Source organism: Brevundimonas sp. (assembly GCF_013823285.1).
Classification (GTDB): Bacteria; Pseudomonadota; Alphaproteobacteria; order Caulobacterales; family Caulobacteraceae; genus Brevundimonas.
On record NZ_PNLV01000001.1, the window covers coordinates 24,589 to 43,244 of the forward strand.

Here is an 18,656-nt window from a genome sequence, read left to right on the forward strand (position 1 = left end):
GCGCCTTTCCTCCCCCACCGGGGGAGGGGGACCACGCGCAGCGTGGTGGAGGGGGTCTGTCCGCTTCGCCGCCCCCTCAGTCCGCTTCGCGGACAGCTCCCCCAGAGGGGGAGCATTGCGGTCTCTTGACCCTTCTTTCCCTCACCCTCACCGATTTCCGCTCCTACGCCAGCGCCACCCTGCGCGTGGGGTCTGGCCCCATCGTGCTCCATGGGCCGAACGGGGCGGGCAAGACCAATCTGCTGGAGGCGGCCAGCCTCCTGACGCCGGGGCGGGGTCTGCGCGGGGCGCCGGTGGCCGAGCTGGGGCGGCGCGAGCCGGGCGAGGCCGGTGGCCGCGCCTGGGCCGTGGCGGCCGTGCTGGCGGGTGCGGACGGGGATGACGTCCGGCTGGGCACGGGGGTGCAGGCGCCAGGCGCGTCGCGCCGCATCGTGCGTATCGACGGCGAGACCGCCCAGCCGGGGCGGATGCTGGATTATCTCCGGCCCGTCTGGGCCACACCCGAGCACGACCGGCTGTTCTCGGACAGCCGGGCCGAGCGGCTGAAATTCTTCGACCGGCTGGTGTTCGCCGCCGATCCCCGGCACGCCGCCAGCGTCTCTGCCTATGAGAAGGCCCTTCGGGAACGCCTGCGCCTGCTGACCGAGGCGGCGGAGGGCAAGCGGCCCGCCGACCCGGCCTGGCTGGACGCGCTGGAGGCAAGGCTGGGCGAACAGGGCGCCGCCGCCGCCATGGCCCGGGCCCGGGCCCTGGGCGACCTGCAGTCAGGCATCGATGCGCGCGGCGACCGTCCCTTCCCCCAGGCTGATCTCGGCCTGACCGGCGAGGCCGAGCAGAGCGCCGCCACAGGCGCAGAGGCCGCTGAAATCGCAGCTGGAATCGTCGCCGGCATGAAGGCGTCACGGGCCCGTGATTCGGCTTCCGGACGCTCGCTTTTCGGTCCGCACCGGTCGGATCTGACCGCCCTTCACCGGGAAAAGAACCGCCCGGCGGCCGAGGGCTCCTCCGGCGAGCAGAAGGCCTTGGTTCTGAACCTGATTCTGGCGCAGGTTGCCCGGCTGAAAACCATGCCGGAAAACCGGGATTCACTGGCCAATTCGGGCGCAAACCCTGTATTGTTGCTGGACGAAGCGCCGGCGCACCTGGACAGCCGCCGACGCGCCGCCCTGTTCGAGGAGATCGTGGCGCTGGACCTTCAGGCTTTCCTGACCGGCACCGACGAAACGCTCTTCTCTGACCTTCACGGGCGAGGCCGGTTCGTGCGCGTCGACGCAGGAACGCTCGCCCCATCGGATGACTGAATGACCGACCAGAACCGCACCCCGGACACCGCCGAGGAAGCCGCCTACGGCGCCGAATCCATCAAGGTGCTGAAAGGCCTCGACGCCGTGCGCAAGCGGCCGGGCATGTACATCGGCGACACCGACGACGGCTCGGGCCTGCACCACATGGTCTACGAGGTGGTGGACAACGCCATCGACGAGGCCCTGGCCGGTCACGCGGACCTGGTGCAGGTGATCCTGAACGCCGACGGCTCGGTGACGGTCACCGACAACGGGCGGGGCATTCCCGTGGACATCCACGAGGGCGAGGGCGTGTCCGCCGCCGAGGTCATCATGACCCAGTTGCACGCGGGCGGAAAGTTCGACCAGAATTCCTACAAGGTCTCCGGCGGCCTGCACGGCGTGGGCGTGTCGGTGGTGAACGCCCTGTCGGACTGGCTGGAGCTGGTCATCTACCGTAACGGCAAGAAGCACCAGATGCGCTTCGAGCGCGGGGACACCGTCAAGCCGCTGGAAGTGGTGGGCGACGCGCCCCTGCGCGAGAACGGCAAGGTTCTGACCGGCACGGAGCTGACCTTCTATCCGTCGGTGACCACCTTCAGCCACATCGATTTCGACCTCAAGACCCTGGAGCACCGCCTGCGCGAGCTGGCGTTCCTGAACTCGGGCGTGGTCATCAAGCTGGCCGATCACCGCGGCGCGGAGCCGTTCGAGGAGATCCTGCACTACGAGGGCGGGGTCGAGGCCTTCGTGCGCCACCTGGACAAGTCCAAGTCTCCGATCCTGAAGGACGTCATCGTCATCCGGGGCAAGAAGGAGAACATCGAGATCGACCTGGCCCTGTGGTGGAACGACAGCTACCACGAGACCATGCTGTGCTTCACCAACAACATCCCCCAGCGGGATGGGGGCACGCACCTGTCGGCATTCCGCGCCAGCCTGACGCGTGTGATGGGGGCCTATATCGAAAGCTCGGGAATCGCCAAGCGGGAGAAGGTTTCGGTCACGGGCGAGGACGCGCGCGAGGGCCTGACCTGCGTGCTGTCGGTCAAGGTGCCGGATCCGAAATTCAGCTCCCAGACCAAGGACAAGCTGGTCTCCTCCGAGGTCCGCCCGGCGGTGGAGGCCCTGTGCTCGGAAGGGCTGTCCACCTGGTTCGAGGAGCACCCGACCGAGGCCCGCCAGGTCGTGGCCAAGATCGTGGAGGCGGCCACGGCCCGCGAGGCGGCCCGCAAGGCCCGTGACCTGACCCGGCGCAAGTCCGCTCTGGAGATCAGCTCCCTGCCCGGCAAGCTGGCCGACTGTCAGGAGCGTGACCCGGCCAAGTCCGAACTGTTCATCGTCGAGGGCGACTCCGCCGGCGGCTCGGCCAAACAGGCGCGCAACCGCGAGAATCAGGCCGTCCTGCCCCTGCGCGGCAAGATCCTGAACGTGGAGCGGGCGCGGTTCGACCGGATGCTGTCCAGCGAGCTGATCGGCACCCTGATCCTGGCCCTGGGCACCGGCATCGGACGCGACGACTTCAACATCGAGAAGCTGCGCTACCACAAGATCATCATCATGACCGACGCCGACGTGGACGGCGCCCACATCCGCACCCTCCTGCTCACCTTCTTCTATCGGCAGATGCCGGAGCTGATCGAGAAGGGCCACATCTTCATCGCCCAGCCCCCCCTCTACAAGGTGTCCAAGGGCAAGCAGTCCCGCTACCTCAAGGACGAGCCGGAGATGGACGCCTATCTGATCGAGGAAGGATCGGACGGCGCCGAGCTGGACTTCGTCGGCGGCGAGCGCCGGACCGGCATGGACCTGCAAGGCCTGGTGCGCGAGGCCAAGGCCTTCAAGGGATTGGTGGACCGGCTGGCGACCCGCGCCCCCGCGTTCGCCATCGAGCAGGCGGCCCTTTCCGGTCTGTTCACGGCGGAGGGCGGCGACCTGGCCTATGCGGCGCGCCATCTGGACCTCTACGCCGAAGAGGGCGACGGCCCGTGGTCCGGCGAGAAAGGGGAACAGGGGGCGCTGGTGTTCAGCCGGACGCGCCGCGCCGTGGCCGAGCAGATCGTGCTGGAGGAATCCCTGACCCGTTCGCTGGACGCGCGACGCCTGGGCGAGCGCGCCGCAGCCTTCGACGGTTTGTTCCGCGAGCCGGCGACGTTCCGGCGCAAGGACAAGTCCACCACCATCCGCGGGCCGCTCGACCTGCTGGCCGCCGTGCTGGACGCGGGCAAAAAGGGCCTGTCGATCCAGCGCTACAAGGGTCTGGGTGAGATGAACCCCGAGCAGCTGTGGGAAACCACTCTGGACGACAACGCCCGCACCCTGCTCAAGGTGCAGGTGGACCACGCCGACGACGCTGACGACCTGTTCGCCAAGCTTATGGGGGATGTGGTGGAGCCGCGCCGCGAGTTCATCCAGAGCAACGCCCTGGACGCCGCGGTCGACGTCTGATCGATCAGGCGCGGGCCGCCATCAGGTCGGGCCGCGCCGGGCACAGGTCCGAGATGACGCAGGCCTCGCATTTGGGACGGCGCGCCACGCAGGTGTAGCGGCCATGCAGGATCAGCCAGTGGTGCGCCTTGGGCAGCCAGTGGTGCGGCACCACCTGATGCAGCTGGGCCTCCACCTTATCCGGCGTGCCGGCGTTGGCCAGGGCGAGGCGGTGGGAGACGCGGAACACATGGGTGTCCACCGCGATGGCTGGCTCGATCCCCAGTTCGTTCAGCACCACCGAGGCGGTCTTTCGCCCCACCCCGGGCAAGGCCTGAAGGTCGGCGCGGTTCAGCGGCACCTCGCCGCCGTGCCGCGCGATCAGGATCTGCGACATGGCGATCAGGTTCTTCGCCTTGTTCCGGTACAGCCCGATGGAGGCGATGTAGGGGGTCAGGCCCTCGACGCCGAGCGCAGCCATTTTCTGCGGCGTGTCGGCCACGGCGAACAGCGCGGCTGTCGCCTTGTTCACCCCCACGTCCGTCGCCTGGGCCGACAGGGCCACGGCGGAGACGAGGGTGAACGGGTTGGTGAAATTCAGCTCGGTCTTCGGCTCGGGCATCACCCGCGCCAGACGGGCGAAGATTTCCTCCACCCGGTCCGGGTCGGGGGGCCAGCGCAGCGCCAGGCTCACTCCGGCCGGTTCCTGATCAGATCGTCCACCACCGCCGGGTCGGCGAGGGTCGAGGTGTCGCCAAGGGCCCCGGTCTCGTTCTCGGCGATCTTGCGCAGGATCCGCCGCATGATCTTGCCCGATCGGGTCTTGGGCAGGCCCGGGGCCCACTGGATCACGTCAGGGCTGGCGATCGGGCCGATCTCGGACCGGACGTGGGTGACCAGCGCCTTCTTCAGATCCTCGGACGGATCCTGATCCGCCTTCAGGGTCACATAGGCCCAGACCCCCTGCCCCTTGATGTCATGGGGATAGCCCACCACCGCGGCCTCCGACACCGCAGGGTGGGACACAAGCGCGCTCTCGATCTCGGCGGTGCCCAGACGGTGGCCGGAGACGTTCAGCACATCGTCAATGCGCCCGGTGATCCAGTAATAGCCGTCCGCGTCGCGCCGGGCGCCGTCGCCGGTGAAATACTTGCCGGGGAAGGTGGTGAAATAGGTCTCGATGAAGCGGTTGTGGTCGCCGTAGACGGTGCGCATCTGGCCGGGCCAGGAGTCGGTGATGCACAGCGGCCCCTCGGCCGCGCCTTGCAGGATGTCGCCCTCGTTGGTGACGATCGCGGGCATGACGCCCGGCAGGGGCTTTGTCGCCGAGCCAGGCTTGAGCTCGGTGGCGCCGGGCAGCGGGCTGATCAGGATGCCGCCGGTCTCGGTTTGCCACCAGGTGTCCACCACCGGGCAGCGGCCGTCGCCGACCACGCGGTGATACCACAGCCAGGCCTCGGGATTGATGGGCTCGCCCACGGACCCCAGCAGGCGCAGGGACGAGCGGTCGTGCTTCGTGACCCAGTCGTCGCCCTCGCGCATCAGGGCGCGGATGGCGGTGGGAGCGGTGTAGAAGATGTTGACCTTGTGCTTGTCCACCACCTGCCAGCAGCGCCCGGCGTCGGGCCAGGTGGGCACGCCCTCGAACACGAGGGTCGTGGCCCCGTTCGCCAACGGGCCATAGACGATGTAGCTGTGCCCCGTGACCCAGCCCACGTCGGCGGTGCACCAGTAGACCTCTCCCGGTTTGTAATCGAACACCAGCTCGTGGGTGTAGGCGGCCCAGGCCAGATAGCCGCCGGTGGTGTGCAGAACCCCCTTGGGCTTTCCGGTGGAGCCGGAGGTGTAGAGGATGAACAGCGGATCCTCGGCGTTCATGGGCTCGGGCGGACACTCGGTGGACGCCGCCTCGCGCACGTCCTCATAAACCACGTCCCGTCCCTCGGTCAGGGGCACGTCCGCGCCGGTCCAGCGGATCATCAGCACCTTGTCGACGGAGACCTTCTCCAGCGCCTTGTCCACATTGGCCTTGAGCGGGATGCGCTTGCCGCCGCGCCGCCCCTCGTCGGCGGTGATGACAATGGTCGAGCCGCAGTCCTCGATCCGCCCGCCCAGGCTGTCCGGCGAGAAGCCGCCGAACACCACCGAGTGCACCGCGCCGATGCGGGCGCAGGCCAGCATGGCCACCGCCGCCAGCGGGATCATGGGCATGTACAGGGTGATGCGGTCGCCCTTCTTCGCGCCCAGATCCTTGAGCACATTGGCCATGCGGCACACCTCGGCGTGCAGCTCGGCGTAGGTCATCGCGCCGTCTACGGAGGGGTCGTCGCCCTCGAAGAGGATAGCGGTCTGGTCGGCGCGGTCGGGCAGGTGCCGGTCGATGCAGTTGACGCTGGCGTTCAGCTCTCCGTCGGCGAACCAGCGGATGCGGAAATCCTGCCGGTCGAAGCTGACGTCCTTCACCTCGGTGAAGGGCCTTGACCAGTCCAGCCGCTCGCCCACCCCGCGCCAGAACCCTTCAGGATCGCGCGCCGCGCTCTCCACCGTCCGCGCATAGGCTTCGGTGTCCATGTGGGCCCCTTGCGCGACATGGTCGCGAACGGGAATGCGGGTCTGGTCGGTCATGCTGGGCTCCGTGTGGGGGAGGTCGCGTCTTTGCGGCGCCGATGAAACAGGCGTATGCGCTGGACGTCCGCTTGCCAAGCGGACCACTGTCTCATGTTCCGGAGTTTTCCATGCTGATCCACCTGTCGTCCTGGCCCGAGATCGACGCGCGCCTGAAGGCGACGAAGACCGTGGTCGTGCCGATCGGCTCCAATGAACAGCACGGTCCCACGGGCCTGCTGGGCACCGACTGGCTGTGCCCCGAGATCATCGCCCACGCGGCGGAGAAGCAGGACGACGGCCTGGTGGTGGCGCCCACCTTCAACATCGGCATGGCCCAGCACCACCTGGCGTTCGCCGGCACCATATCCCTGCGGCCCTCCACCTTCATGGCGGCTATCACCGACTGGGTTTCGTCCCTGAGCCGCCACGGCTTCGAGCGCATCTATTTCCTCAACGGGCACGGCGGCAACGTGGCCACCATCGAGGCGACCTTTTCGGAAATCTACGCCGAATGGTCGTTTGTGGAGGAGCACCCGCCCTTCGCCCTGAAGCTGGTCAACTGGTGGGACCTGCCGGGGGTGCACCGGCTGTGCACCGAGATCTTTCCCAAGGGGCACGGCATGCACGCCACCCCGTCGGAGATCGCCGTGACCCAGGCGGCCTATCCGGACCGCATCAAGACGGCGGACTACTCCCCGCAGATCGCGCCCATAGGGCCGATTCGCGACGCCCTGGACTACCGCGCCCGTTTCCCCGACGGCCGCATCGGCTCGGACCCGGCCCAGGCGTCGCCCGAAAAGGGTCAGCGCATCATCGACGCGGCGGTCTCAGCCCTGCTGGCCGACGTGAAGGCGTTCTCGGCCGAGGTCACGCCCTGAGCCGCCCCTTGCATGGCGGCGGCGTCGGTCTAGGCTTGCGGACATGAACCAGCCCAAGCCCCCCCGGAGTCCCGCCGACATGAATGACCGCATGATGCGCGAGGCGGGGGCAGTGATCCACCGGCGGCTGGAGATCATGGCCGAGGCCGTGTGTGACCCCGCCGGCGCCGACCTGACCGAACTGGCCCTGATGAGCGACGAAAAGGTCGCTGCCTTCCATGCGGTTTCCGATCGCGCAACGGCGGGCGCGGGAATTGTCGCCGGGCGAGTGGCCCGCGCCTTGGCGGTCGAGACCGACGCCGCCTCCCACGCCATGGAGCAGGTTATGAGAGCGTCGGATCCTGCGCAGGCGGCGGTCATCCAGACCCAGTGGGCCCTGGGCTGCTGGACACGCGCCACTGAAAGAGCTCTGACGCTGAACGCCGACTGGGCGCGTATGCAGACCTATGTCCTGGCGCCGCTGCACACGGCCGTAAGCGCCAACGCAAGGCGTCTGAAAATCAAGGAGAAAACCTGATGCGCGCCCTGTTCACCGCCATGGCGATCGCGGCCCTGCCGGCCGTCGCCGTGGCCCAGACGCCGCCACCCGCAGAGATTCCCGCCCTTTACGACATCGCCGTCGCGCCCTCGCCGGAGCGCATCGAGGCGGATATCGCCACCCTGGTCGGCTTCGGCACCCGGCACACCCTGTCGGAAACGGAGTCGGAGACGCGCGGCATCGGCGCGGCCCGTCGCTGGATCCATGCGGAGTTCGAGCGCATCTCCGCAGCCTGCGGCGGCTGCCTTGAGGTCATGTATGTCTCGGACACGGTCACCGGCCCGCGCATCCCCGAACCCGCCGAGGTAGTCAGCGTCATCGCCATCCAGCGCGGGACCGCCGACCCGAACCGCTATGTGCTGATGAGCGGCGACATCGACAGCCGCGTCACCGACGTCATGAACGCCGCCGACGACTCCCCGGGCGCCAACGACAACGCCTCGGGCGTCGCGGGCACGCTGGAGGCGGCGCGGGTGCTGACCCGGCACCGCTTCCCCGCCACCATCGTCTATGCCGCGCTGGCCGGGGAAGAGCAGGGCCTGTTCGGCGGCCAGATCCTCGCCGCCCATGCCCAGCGCGAGGGCTGGCGGCTCCAGGCGGTGCTGAACAACGACATGATCGGCAACTCGGCAGGCATCAACGGGGTGGTGGACAATGTCACCGCCCGGGTCTTCGCCGAGGGCACGCGCATGACCGAGACCGAGGCCGAGGCGCGCCAGCGGCGCTTTACCGGCGGCGAGGTGGACAGCCCCTCGCGCAATCTGGCCCGCTACATCGCGCAGGTGGGCGAGCAGTATGTGCCCAATCTGGACGTGATGATGGTCTACAGGCTCGATCGCTTCGGCCGCGGCGGTCACCACCGGCCGTTCAACGATCTGGGCTACCCCGGCGTGCGGATCATGGAGACCAACGAGCACTACGACCGCCAGCATCAGGACCTCAGGAACGAGGACGGCCGCCACTACGGCGACACCATCGAGTACGTGGACTTCGACTATGCGGCCAAGCTGACGGGCCTGAACGCCGTGGCGCTGGCGGGCATGGCCTGGGCCCCGCCGCCGCCCGCCGGGGTCCAGATCGAGGGCGCGGTCAGCCCGGACACCACCCTGCGCTGGACCCGTCCCACCGACGCCCAGGCCCCCGATCTGGCCGGCTACCGCATCTACTGGCGCCTGACCACCGAGCCCCAATGGACCCACAGCCGCTGGGTCGGGGACGTCACCGAGTTCACCTTGGAGAATGTGGTCATCGACAACTACTTCTTCGGCGTGGCGGCGGTGGCGGACAACGGCGCGGAAAGCCCGGTGGTCTTCCCCGGCGCGGCGGGCAGCTTCGGCGGCTACTGATCGGCCAGCAGGCCCGCCGGATCGTACAGCTCGCCGTCCGACAACACCGCCCGCACCTGTGTCAGGGCGTTCAGGTCCGTCGCCGGGTCCGCTGACAGGAAGACGATGTCCGCTTCCTGACCCACGGCCAGGGCGCCGGTGCGGTCCGCGATCCCCAGCCTGCGCGCGGCATCGGTGGTGGCCATGCGCAGCACATCCCATGCGGGTATCCCGGCCTCCTGATGCAGGACCGCTTCGCGGGCCATGCTCCGTCCCGGCGCGATGAAGGGATTGGCCATGTCTGTGCCCAGGGTCAGCGGCACGCCCGCCTCGTGCATGCGGCGGGTCAGCTCCAGAACCTTGGGCCACACCGCCCGGGCGCGCGCATAGTCCTCGGCGGTCCAGCCCAGATCGAACCGGAAGACCTGGCTCCAGTTCGCCTGCATGTCCGGATGAAACAGGCCTGCATCCCGGGCGAGAAAGGCCGCATCGTCGCCCCGGAAAGCCGCCTCGAAAGCCACCAGCGTGGCGTCGACATGAACCTGTTCACGCGCCAGCGTCCGGATCATGGTTTCGATCTCCGGTGCGTCCAGATCGACGGCCTCGTACCATTCGAAGAAAGCGAACGCGCCCTGCCTGCGGCTCGCCACATAGGCCTCGCGGCGATCCGGCGGCAGCAACTCCGGGCTCACCGGCATCATGTGCACCAGCGCGTCCACACCCAGTTCGGCGGCGCGGGTCCAGCTCACGTCCGACAGGTGTGCGATCACCGGCAGGCCGTGACGCCGGGCCTCGGCGATCCCCTCGATCAGGTCCGCCTCGCTCAGGGACTCGTAGAGCTTGATGTAGCGCGCGCCCCCTTGCGCCTGCTCGGCGACGATGGCGGCGACGCCCCGCGTCTCCGACGGCCGGTCCGCCAGGCCCATGACGGGAAAGGGTGAGCGGTCGATGACTTCGCCGGCGTGCAGGGCTTCGGGCCCCGACAGGCCCGCTGCCCGCGCTTCATCGTAGGCGCGGCTCGCCGCCATGTCGCCACCGGGATTGCGCACCGTGGTGACGCCGTAGGCCAGCATGCGCCGCGCGTTGTGGGCCACGATGTCGGGGCGATGATCTGCGGCCAGATAGGGCGCGCCGTCCTCGTCTGTGTCGATGCGGATCGCCGCCAGACTGATGTGCGCATGGGTGTCGATCAGGCCGGGCAGGGCGAACAGGCCGGTGAAGTCGTGCATCCGGCCTTGCCCGGTCGCGGGACGGCCCTGCCCGATCTCGACGATGCGGCCGTCCTCGACCACCACATAGGCGTCCGGCTGGAACGTCTCGGTCTGCGGATGGATCAGGTTCAGGCCCAGATAGACGTTGCGTTCGGCATGGGCGGCGGACGCGACGGCGAGCGAAGCGATAGCGAGAAGGCAGGCAGGAAGGACTGGTCGACGGATCATGACGGCTCCACGGATAGCTGTGATGCCGATGAAGTCCGTTCCAGACGGCAAGTCTTTCACACTTCTCGCAAGATCGATGAGCGCCTATCTGTCGGTCATGATCGACGATCTCTACAGCGCGCGCATCCTCACGCTCGCGGCCAACATGCCGCGCACGGGGCGTCTGGACGCGCCGCAGGGCACGGGCCACAGGGTCGCCAGGCTGTGCGGCTCGACCGCCACCGTTGACGTCATTCTGGATGACACCGGCCAGGTGGCGGATTACGCCCAGGCCGTGAAGGCCTGCGCCCTTGGCCAGGCGGCGGCGGCGGTGCTGGGCGAACAGGTGATCGGCGCAACCGGCGACGAGATCGAGCAGGCCCGGGACGCCATGGCGGCCATGTTGAAATCAGGCGGCGAAGGGCCCGAGGGGCGCTTCGCTGATCTGCGCATGCTGAAACAGGTGGCGGACTATCCAGCCCGCCACGCGTCGGCGCTGGTGGCGGTGGAGGCGGCGCTGGACGCGGTGCGCGCGGCCGAGCGCGCCCGCCTGTCAGGCGCGGCCTGACCGTGGCGGCCAGCCTGTACGAGCGCGGCGTCCGTCTGGCCCACCGGGGCTACAAGGTCACCCTGTCGCCCCTGACCGGACAGCAGTGCCGGTTCCTGCCCACCTGTTCGGACTATGCGGCCGAGGCCCTGATCACCCACGGCCCCGCGCGGGGCGGCTGGCTCGCCTTGAAAAGGGTCTGCCGCTGCCATCCTTTCGGCGGCTCGGGGTACGATCCGGTTCCGCCGAAGCTGTCGCTCCCCGACTAGCCGGGGTGCGCGGCGGAGAAGCTTCTGTATATGCTAGGGCGGAATCGGATGGCGGGAGCAGGCGCGTGATGCCCATGGGCAGCGGATTGACGACGAGGGGGCCCAGAAACCTCCTGCGCCAGATCCGCGAGGCCATGGCCGGCGGCGGCCCGGCCCAGGAGCGTCTGGACAAGGTCGTCAAGACCATCGCCTCGTCAATGGTGGCGGAAGTCTGCTCCATCTATCTGCGCCGCTCCACCGGAGAGCTGGAGCTGTTCGCCACCGAGGGCCTGAATCCCGGCGCCGTCCACAACACCCGCCTGCGGCCCGGCGAGGGTCTCGTGGGCGAGGTGGCGCGGCTCAACGAGCCCATCAGCCTGTCGGACGCCCCCAGCCACCCCAGCTTCTCCTACCGCCCCGAAACCGGCGAGGATCCCTACCACGCTTTCCTCGGCGCGCCCCTGCTGCGCGGCGGCCGATCCATCGGCGTGCTGGTGGTCCAGAACCAGGCGGCGCGCCGCTATGACGAGGACGAGGTCGAGGACATCCAGACCATCGCCATGGTCCTGGCCGAAACCGTCGCCTCCGGAGAATTGCTGGGCCTGGACGAGCTGCGCGATGTGGAGGTCGCCCCCCACCGCCCCGAACGCATCAAGGGCCAGCGCTTCGCCGAAGGCCTCGCCATCGGCCATGCGGTGCTGCACGAGGCGCCGGTGGCGCCCGAGCGCCTGCTGGCCGACGACCCCGTGGCGGAGGAGGCGCGGCTGAAGCTTGGCCTGACCGCGCTGAAGGCCAACATCGACGCCATGCTGGAGGGCGGGCAGGGCCTCGCCGGACCGTCCTACGAGGTGCTGGAGACCTACCGGATGTTCGCCGACGACCGGGGCTGGAACCGGTCGCTGGAGGAGGCGGTGCGCGGCGGTCTGACCGCCGAGGCGGCGGTTGATCGGGTGCGAAACGAGCACCGGGCCCGCTTCGCCAAGGCCCGCGATCCCTACATCCGCGAACGCCTGCACGATCTCGAGGATCTGGCCAACCGCCTGCTGCGGGTGCTGGCGGGAGACCGCCCGGGCCAGCGCGATCTGCCGGACGACACCATTCTGGTGGCCCGCAACCTGGGGCCTGCGGACCTGCTGGAGTATCCCCGCGACAAGCTGCGCGGCTTGCTGCTTGAGGAAGGCTCCGCCGCCAGCCATGCGGGCATCGTCGCCCGGGCGCTCCAGATTCCCTGCGTCGGCCGCCTCGCCGGCCTGAGGGACCGCCTGTCAGAGGGTGATCTGGTCATCGCCGACGGCGAGTCGGGCGAGGCGTTCCTGCGCCCCCGGCCCGAGATGCTGGACGCGGTGCAGGCGCGCATGCAGGTCCGCGCCCAGCGCCGCGCCGAGTTCGTGGCCCTGCGCGACACGCCCGCCGTGACCCGAGACGGGGTGCGGGTGACGGTGCTGGCCAACGCCGGACTGGTGGTGGATCTGGACACCCTGGACGAGACGGGCGCCGAGGGCATCGGCCTGTTCCGCACCGAGTTCCAGTTCATGGTGTCTGAGGAACTGCCCCGCCTCCAGGCCCAGACCGATCTGTATCGCCGGGTGCTGGACGCGGCGGGGGACCGCCCGGTCACCTTCCGCACCCTGGACGTGGGCGGCGACAAGGTGCTGCCCTATCTCGAGGTGGAGCGCGAGGAGAACCCCGCCCTCGGCCGCCGCGCCATCCGTCTCGGTCTGGACCGGCCCGGCCTGCTGCGGCTGCAACTGCGCGCCCTGTTGAGCGCAGCCGCCGGCCGCGAACTGCGGGTCATGTTCCCCATGATCGCCACGGTGGACGAGTTCCGCGCGGCCCGCGCCCTGATGGACGCCGAATGCGAATGGGCCGAGCGCCGGGGCAAGACCTTGCCCGCGTCCCTGCGGGTCGGCGCCATGATCGAGGCGCCCAGCCTGCTGTGGCATCTGGACGCCCTGCTGCCGCTGACCGATTTCGTGTCCATCGGCACCAATGACCTGTTTCAGTACATGTACGCAGCGGACCGGACCAATCCCCTGGTCTCGGATCGGTACGACCCGTTGTCGCCCCCGACCCTGCGCGCCCTGCAGGACATTCAGCGCCAGTGCGAGGAAACCGAGACGCCGGTGTCCGTCTGTGGCGAGCTGGCCGGCCGGCCACTGGAGGCCATGGTTCTGCTGGCGCTTGGATACACACGGCTTTCTGCGCCCGCGGGCGGGGTGGGGCCGGTCAAGCGCATGATCCTGTCGCTGGATCTGGCGGCGGCTCGGCGCGGCGTGTCGGGGCTGCTGGGCGCCCCCTCGGCCTCGGTCCGCAACGAGGTGGAGGCCTTGGCCCGGAAGTTGAACGTCGCTCTGTGAGAAAGCCGCTCGCGCGGGGCGCGAATCGGTTAACCAGACATTGATCCGGGGCTGTCAATGGGTTATCCACAGGATGAGTTCGAGGGGCTTCCGGGGGGAGGTCAGGATCGGGCGCTGCGGGGGACGTGGCGGTTCGATCATTCATCGATCGACAGTGCGAGTATGGGGGCGGGCGACATGCCGCTGGATGCAGGGTTCGACCCTGACGTGCGACACGACGAGGCGGAGTGGAGCGATCCGCACCGCATTCTGACGGAGTCCCCCACTCTGGGCGACGCCCTGCGCCGGGCGCGTGAACATTCCGACCGCCCCATCGATGAGCTGTCCGCTGCGACCCGCGTCCATGCCCGCTACCTTCGGGCCCTTGAACAGGGTGACTTCACCGCCCTGCCGTCTCAGGTGTTCGCCCTGGGCTATGTGCGAGCCTACGCCGCCGCCCTGGGGCTGGATGAGCAGCTGGCTGCCGAACGCTTCAAACGGGAAAGCCCCCATGCGCCCGTGGGACTGCAGCCGCCGACCGGGGTGGACGTGCGCGAGGCCAGGCGCAGTTCGCCGCGTCTCATCGCCGCCGCCGCCGCCCTGGTGTTCGCCGTCGTCGGCTGGAATGTCTTCCAGCGGGTCAGCCTGATGCAGGCGCCGACCCCGCCCGCCATTTTCGAGACGCCCGAAACCTGGTCTCTCGGCTCGGCGCCCGGCGTGGTGCGTCTGGGCGCGCCGCGCGCCGCGCCGCCGGACCAGACTGTCCCTGCCCTGTACATAACGCCCGGTCTTGAGGCCGAGCTGAGCGGACTGGAATCCGAGGCCGAGGGCGATGGCCAGGCCGCAACGCCGGCGCCGACCGCTCCGGTCCAGCGCGCCTTCAATCCGCGCGGCGCGACCTATGGCGCCGCGCCCACCGCTTCCCATGTCGTGATCCAGGCCCAGCGCCCCGCCAGCATCGTAGTGCGCATGGCTGACGGCCGGGTCCTGTTCGCCCGCCAACTGGCGGCCGGGGAATCCTGGCGCGCGCCCCGCGACGTGGCGGCCACCATCGATGTGTCCGAGCCGTCCGCCTTCACTGTCTATCTGAACGGCGAGTACGAGGGCGCCCTGACCTCGGCCCTGACGCCGCTGGCGGGTCTGAACGCCCGCGCCCAGGCCGCCGCGCGCCAGACCGCCAGCGCACTGGCCCAGCGGACCGCAACAATTCCTCCTGCGGGCTGACATCTTTCCGTCGTGGAATAACATCGCCTGATCCCCTATCTAGGGTGTGTCATGTCCAACGCCGCCGACCAGCTGGGCCACATCCGCCCCTGGCGCCATATCGAGCGCCGCAAGAGCCGCCAGATCCATGTGGGCTCCGTGGCCGTGGGCGGCGACGCTCCCATCAGCGTCCAGTCCATGACCAATACGCCGACCGCCGACGCGGCGGCGACCCTGGAGCAGATCCGTCAGCTGGAGGAGGCCGGGGCCGACATCGTGCGGGTGTCCTGCCCCGATGAAGAGTCCACCGCCGCCTTCCGCACCATCGCGCGGGAGTCTCGCGTGCCGCTGGTGGCAGATATCCATTTCCATTATCGCCGGGGCATCGAGGCGGCCCAGGCGGGCGCCGCCTGCCTGCGCATCAATCCGGGCAACATCGGCTCGCGCGACCGGGTGCGCGAGGTAATCCAGGCGGCGCGAGACCACGGCTGCTCCATGCGCATCGGCGTCAACGCCGGGTCGCTGGAGCGCGAACTGCTCGAGAAATACGGCGAGCCCTGCCCCGATGCGATGGTGGAAAGCGCGCTGAACCACGCCCGCATCCTGCAGGACGAGGACTTCCATGAGTTCAAGATCTCGGTGAAGGCCTCCGACCCCTTCCTGACCGTGGCCGCCTATCAGCAATTGGCCGACGCCATCGACTGCCCCCTGCATCTGGGCGTGACCGAGGCCGGGCCTCTGCGCACCGGCACCATCAAGTCCGCCATCGGGCTGGGCTCCATGCTGTGGGCCGGCATCGGCGACACCATCCGGGTCAGCCTGGCCGCCGATCCGGTGGAGGAGATCAAGGTCGGCTTCGACATCCTGAAGTCGCTGGGCCTGCGCCACCGGGGCGTCAACATCATCGCCTGCCCGTCCTGCGCCCGTCAGGGCTTCAACGTCATCGAGACCGTGGGCGTGCTGGAAGAGCGGCTGGCCCACATCACCACCCCCATGAGTCTGTCCATCATCGGCTGCGTCGTGAACGGCCCCGGCGAGGCGCTCTACACCGACGTGGGCTTCACCGGCGGCGGCAAGGGCGCGGGCATGGTCTATCTGGCCGGCAAGATGACCCACAAGCAGGACAACGCCGGCATGGTCGAGCACATCGTCGAACTGGTGGAGAAGAAGGCCGCCGAGCTCGACGCCGAGCGCGCGGGCGCCGCTCAGGCCGCCGAATAGGCGGAGCCGTTTGCACAACTCGGGCGTTTGCCTCCGCGCACGGAGGACGAATACCCATGACCCTGACCCAGGCGATCGCCGAGAGCCGCCGTTTCGGTGAACGCGCGGCCCGGCGTCTGGGCCGTCGCATGGAACGTCTCACAGGCCGGTCGCTGCCGTCGATCCAGACCTTGCTGGAATGGGCCGCCCGCCTCGGCTACGGCGCCCGCGGCTTCGTCTATTTCAACGTGGGGCTGGTGGCCCTGCTGACGGCCATGGGGCTGATGGGCGACAGCGTGGGCGCCGGCGGGATCATCGAACTCACGGCGGGCCAGCCGTTCGGCCGGGTCTGGCTGACCCTGCTGGGCGTGGGCCTGTGGATGTTCGTGCTGTGGCGCGTGCTGCAGTCCGTGGCCGACGCCGACCATGAGGGCTGGTCGCTCGCCGCCATCGGCAAACGCGCGGGCCAGGCGCTCAGTGGCGTGTTCTACGGCATCCTGGCGTCGTCGGTCTTCGAGCTGATGGACGAGGTGGGCGAGATTCAGGCGGATGACGGCGGCGCCGAGGCGCAGCAGCAGGCCTACACCGTCATGGACATGCCCTACGGCGACTGGCTGCTGATCGGCGCCGGCCTGTTCATCATCGGCATGGGCGTGGGCAATATCATCAAGGGCATGCGCGGCGACTTCGCGTCCTGGCTGGCGTGCGACCGCAAGACCTGCGAGCGCGTGGTGCCTCTGGCCCGGGCGGGCTACGCGGCGCGGGGCGTGGTGTATCTGCCCATGGGAATCTTCGTCGTCCTTGCCGGCCTGAACACGCGGGCCGAAGAGGCGCGCAGCTTCGGCGCCTCGCTGGATGTGCTGCAGTCCCAGCCCTACGGCGCCTGGATTCTCGGCGGGACCGGACTGGGCATCATGGCCTTCGGCGCCTTCGCCCTGGTCGAGGCCCGCTGGCGGCGCATCCGCATGCCGCACGACATCAAGCCTCGATAGGAGAAAAGCGCCGTCGGATCACTCGCTCAGGAACGCCCGCACCAGCGCCATGAAGACCTCCGGCTGGTCGGCCATGATGAAGTGGCGCGAGCCGTCCACCCGCTCCAGCCGCACGCCGGGCAGATCGGCATACTCCCGCGCCCACATCCCGTCAGCCAATACGGCGGGAGCGCCGCCGTCCGCGTCGGCCGCATAGACCGCCCAGACCGGGGTGGTCATGGCCGCCAGACCCGGCCGCAGGTCAGTCGTCATCAGGTCGCGCATGGCCGCGCCCATGGCCTGACGGTCGGAAGCCATGGACCAGTCCACCATGGCCGCACGCGTCGCCGCGTCGCGGCTCATGCCCTGGGCCAGGGCCTCCTGGCCCGCGCGAAAGGCGGCGTCGTCAGAGGCGAGCAGGGCGCGGACCGCCTGTTCGGCCATGGGCGCGGCGGTCTCAGGGGTGACGGACGGGCCGTACAACGCGCCGAAGTACGGCAGGGAATCCACGCTCATCACCCGGCCGATCAGGTTGGGGCGATCCTGCGCCAGCATGACGCCCGACGCCCCGCCCATGGAGTGGCCGATGATCGCGGGCCGCTCCAGTCCAGCCGTCTCGATATAGCGTTCGATCTCGGCCACGGCGGGCCGCCAGAAGGCGCCGTCGCCGTGGGCCCACGGCTCCCCTGCGAAACCGGACAGCTGCACCAGATGCACCCGGTAATCGACAGCCAGAGCCTCGGCGGTCACCCGCCACACCTCGCGCGACGACGCCATGCCGGGTATCAGCACCACGTCGGGGCCTTCGCCCAGCGCCTCCACGCTGATGCGATCGGAAACAAACCCCGGCGCCGGGGCGGCGGTCTGGGCCTCGGCCCGTCCGGGCAGGGCGGCCACGGCGCCGACCGACAGGGCGATCAGCGCGCAGGCGGCCAGGCGCGCGCTCCATGAGCGAACGTTGAACATCGTATTTCTCCTTGGGAATGAACCGCCGGCCTTAGCCGTGCGGATTGTCGAAGATGTCTTCCACCGCGGCCCCGAACTGGGCGGCGATGCGATAGGCGAGATCGAGGGACGGGTCGTGCTTCTCGGTCTCGAGGGCGTTGACGGCCTGTCGGGAGACGCCCAGCCGGTCCGCCAGCTCGGCTTGGGTCCAGCCCTTCTCGGCGCGCAGGACGCGCAGTCTGTTCTTCATCAGTTGGAACTCCGCACGAACGGCGCGACCATCCCGAAGACGGCCCAGAACAGGGGGTAGATCAGCCAGGCCGGGACGTGGGGCGCGCCGGCGTAGCTCTCTCCAAAACCCCACGCCGTCGCCAGCGCCATGGCGATGCCCGCTGACAGGATGAATTGCTTGGCGGTGACGCCGCGCACGAACTCGTCGGAGTCGCGCATCAGCATCAGGGTGGCCCAGATCTGGCCGGCCACGGGCGCCGCCACCGCCAGCGCCAGCGCCCAGGCCACGGGCCGGCCGATGATCTCGTCAAAGGCGCCGAAAATGGCCGCCACATTGACCGCCACATAGCCGCCCATGAACGCCATGGTTCGCACCACATAGCGGCGCCCGGCCGGGGTGGTTTGTTGTTTTCCTAGGGTGAGCATGTCATGTCCTCCTGACCAAATGTAAGGTCAACATGACACAGGCGTAGTGTAAGGTCAACACGACATTTCGTCA

Annotated in this window: 17 protein-coding genes; 11 read left to right on the top strand and 6 right to left on the bottom strand. The window is 69.1% G+C overall.

Annotation, left to right across the window (positions count from 1 at the left end; all coding sequences use genetic code 11):
• Positions 1-125: 125 nt before the first annotated feature.
• The gene (gene recF, locus C0461_RS00130) at positions 126-1,301 is read left to right on the top strand and encodes a DNA replication/repair protein RecF (protein ID WP_292102449.1); all 1,176 of its coding nucleotides are present in this window, start codon (positions 126-128) and stop codon (positions 1,299-1,301) included.
• Positions 1,302-3,731, top strand: coding sequence for a DNA topoisomerase (ATP-hydrolyzing) subunit B (gyrB, locus tag C0461_RS00135; RefSeq protein ID WP_292102452.1), 2,430 nt, complete (start codon positions 1,302-1,304; stop codon positions 3,729-3,731). It begins immediately after the preceding gene.
• A gap of 4 nt (positions 3,732-3,735) precedes the next feature.
• Here the strand turns inward: gyrB and nth are convergent, their stop codons facing one another.
• A complete protein-coding gene (nth, locus tag C0461_RS00140; RefSeq protein ID WP_292102454.1) occupies positions 3,736-4,404 on the bottom strand; it encodes an endonuclease III in 669 nt (222 codons plus the stop codon).
• Positions 4,401-6,335 (bottom strand): acetate--CoA ligase, encoded by a 1,935-nt coding sequence (gene acs / locus C0461_RS00145; protein WP_363377248.1) that lies wholly within the window; start codon positions 6,333-6,335, stop codon positions 4,401-4,403. The genes nth and acs overlap by 4 nt, the downstream gene beginning before the upstream one ends.
• 110 nt (positions 6,336-6,445) lie before the next feature.
• On the opposite strand from acs, the gene C0461_RS00150 reads away from it, so the two are divergent.
• Genes C0461_RS00150 through C0461_RS00160 form a run of 3 tightly spaced genes read left to right on the top strand, consistent with a single transcriptional unit; the run spans position 6,446 to position 9,079 of the window.
• Complete coding sequence (locus tag C0461_RS00150) at positions 6,446-7,195, top strand: creatininase family protein (protein WP_292102462.1); 750 nt, start codon at positions 6,446-6,448, stop codon at positions 7,193-7,195.
• Positions 7,196-7,238: 43 nt separating this feature from the next.
• Positions 7,239-7,712, top strand: a complete 474-nt coding sequence (locus C0461_RS00155) for a phasin (protein ID WP_292102465.1) — start codon at positions 7,239-7,241, stop codon at positions 7,710-7,712.
• Entirely contained in the window at positions 7,712-9,079 is a 1,368-nt protein-coding gene (locus C0461_RS00160) for a M28 family metallopeptidase (RefSeq protein ID WP_292102467.1), read from the top strand. The genes C0461_RS00155 and C0461_RS00160 overlap by 1 nt, the downstream gene beginning before the upstream one ends.
• On the opposite strand, the gene C0461_RS00165 is transcribed toward C0461_RS00160, so the two are convergent.
• Positions 9,073-10,497, bottom strand: a complete 1,425-nt coding sequence (locus C0461_RS00165) for an amidohydrolase family protein (RefSeq protein ID WP_292102469.1) — start codon at positions 10,495-10,497, stop codon at positions 9,073-9,075. The two genes, C0461_RS00160 and C0461_RS00165, sit on opposite strands and share 7 nt — an antisense overlap.
• 97 nt (positions 10,498-10,594) lie before the next feature.
• Here C0461_RS00165 and C0461_RS00170 point away from each other — a divergent pair, with 97 nt between their 5' ends.
• The 6 genes from C0461_RS00170 (at position 10,595) to C0461_RS00195 (ending at position 17,002) form a co-directional block, all read left to right on the top strand.
• Positions 10,595-11,044: an iron-sulfur cluster assembly scaffold protein gene (locus tag C0461_RS00170; protein ID WP_292102733.1), complete on the top strand. Its 450-nt coding sequence runs from the start codon at positions 10,595-10,597 to the stop codon at positions 11,042-11,044.
• 2 nt (positions 11,045-11,046) lie between these two features.
• A complete protein-coding gene (yidD, locus tag C0461_RS00175; RefSeq protein WP_292102474.1) occupies positions 11,047-11,292 on the top strand; it encodes a membrane protein insertion efficiency factor YidD in 246 nt (81 codons plus the stop codon).
• 74 nt (positions 11,293-11,366) lie between these two features.
• Complete coding sequence (ptsP, locus tag C0461_RS00180; protein ID WP_292102481.1) at positions 11,367-13,628, top strand: phosphoenolpyruvate--protein phosphotransferase; 2,262 nt, start codon at positions 11,367-11,369, stop codon at positions 13,626-13,628.
• A 177-nt stretch (positions 13,629-13,805) separates the two neighbouring features.
• The gene (locus C0461_RS00185; RefSeq protein ID WP_292102485.1) at positions 13,806-14,831 is read left to right on the top strand and encodes a helix-turn-helix domain-containing protein; all 1,026 of its coding nucleotides are present in this window, start codon (positions 13,806-13,808) and stop codon (positions 14,829-14,831) included.
• Between the two features lie 51 nt (positions 14,832-14,882).
• Complete coding sequence (gene ispG / locus C0461_RS00190; protein WP_292102488.1) at positions 14,883-16,031, top strand: flavodoxin-dependent (E)-4-hydroxy-3-methylbut-2-enyl-diphosphate synthase; 1,149 nt, start codon at positions 14,883-14,885, stop codon at positions 16,029-16,031.
• Positions 16,032-16,087: 56 nt separating this feature from the next.
• Complete coding sequence (locus tag C0461_RS00195; RefSeq protein ID WP_292102494.1) at positions 16,088-17,002, top strand: DUF1206 domain-containing protein; 915 nt, start codon at positions 16,088-16,090, stop codon at positions 17,000-17,002.
• A gap of 18 nt (positions 17,003-17,020) precedes the next feature.
• Here the strand turns inward: C0461_RS00195 and C0461_RS00200 are convergent, their stop codons facing one another.
• Genes C0461_RS00200 through C0461_RS00210 form a run of 3 tightly spaced genes read right to left on the bottom strand, consistent with a single transcriptional unit; the run spans position 17,021 to position 18,583 of the window.
• Positions 17,021-17,947, bottom strand: a complete 927-nt coding sequence (locus C0461_RS00200; protein WP_292102497.1) for an alpha/beta hydrolase — start codon at positions 17,945-17,947, stop codon at positions 17,021-17,023.
• A gap of 31 nt (positions 17,948-17,978) precedes the next feature.
• Positions 17,979-18,176: a helix-turn-helix transcriptional regulator gene (locus tag C0461_RS00205; RefSeq protein WP_292102499.1), complete on the bottom strand. Its 198-nt coding sequence runs from the start codon at positions 18,174-18,176 to the stop codon at positions 17,979-17,981.
• Entirely contained in the window at positions 18,176-18,583 is a 408-nt protein-coding gene (locus C0461_RS00210; RefSeq protein WP_292102503.1) for a hypothetical protein, read from the bottom strand. The genes C0461_RS00205 and C0461_RS00210 overlap by 1 nt, the downstream gene beginning before the upstream one ends.
• Positions 18,584-18,656 lie beyond the last annotated feature (73 nt).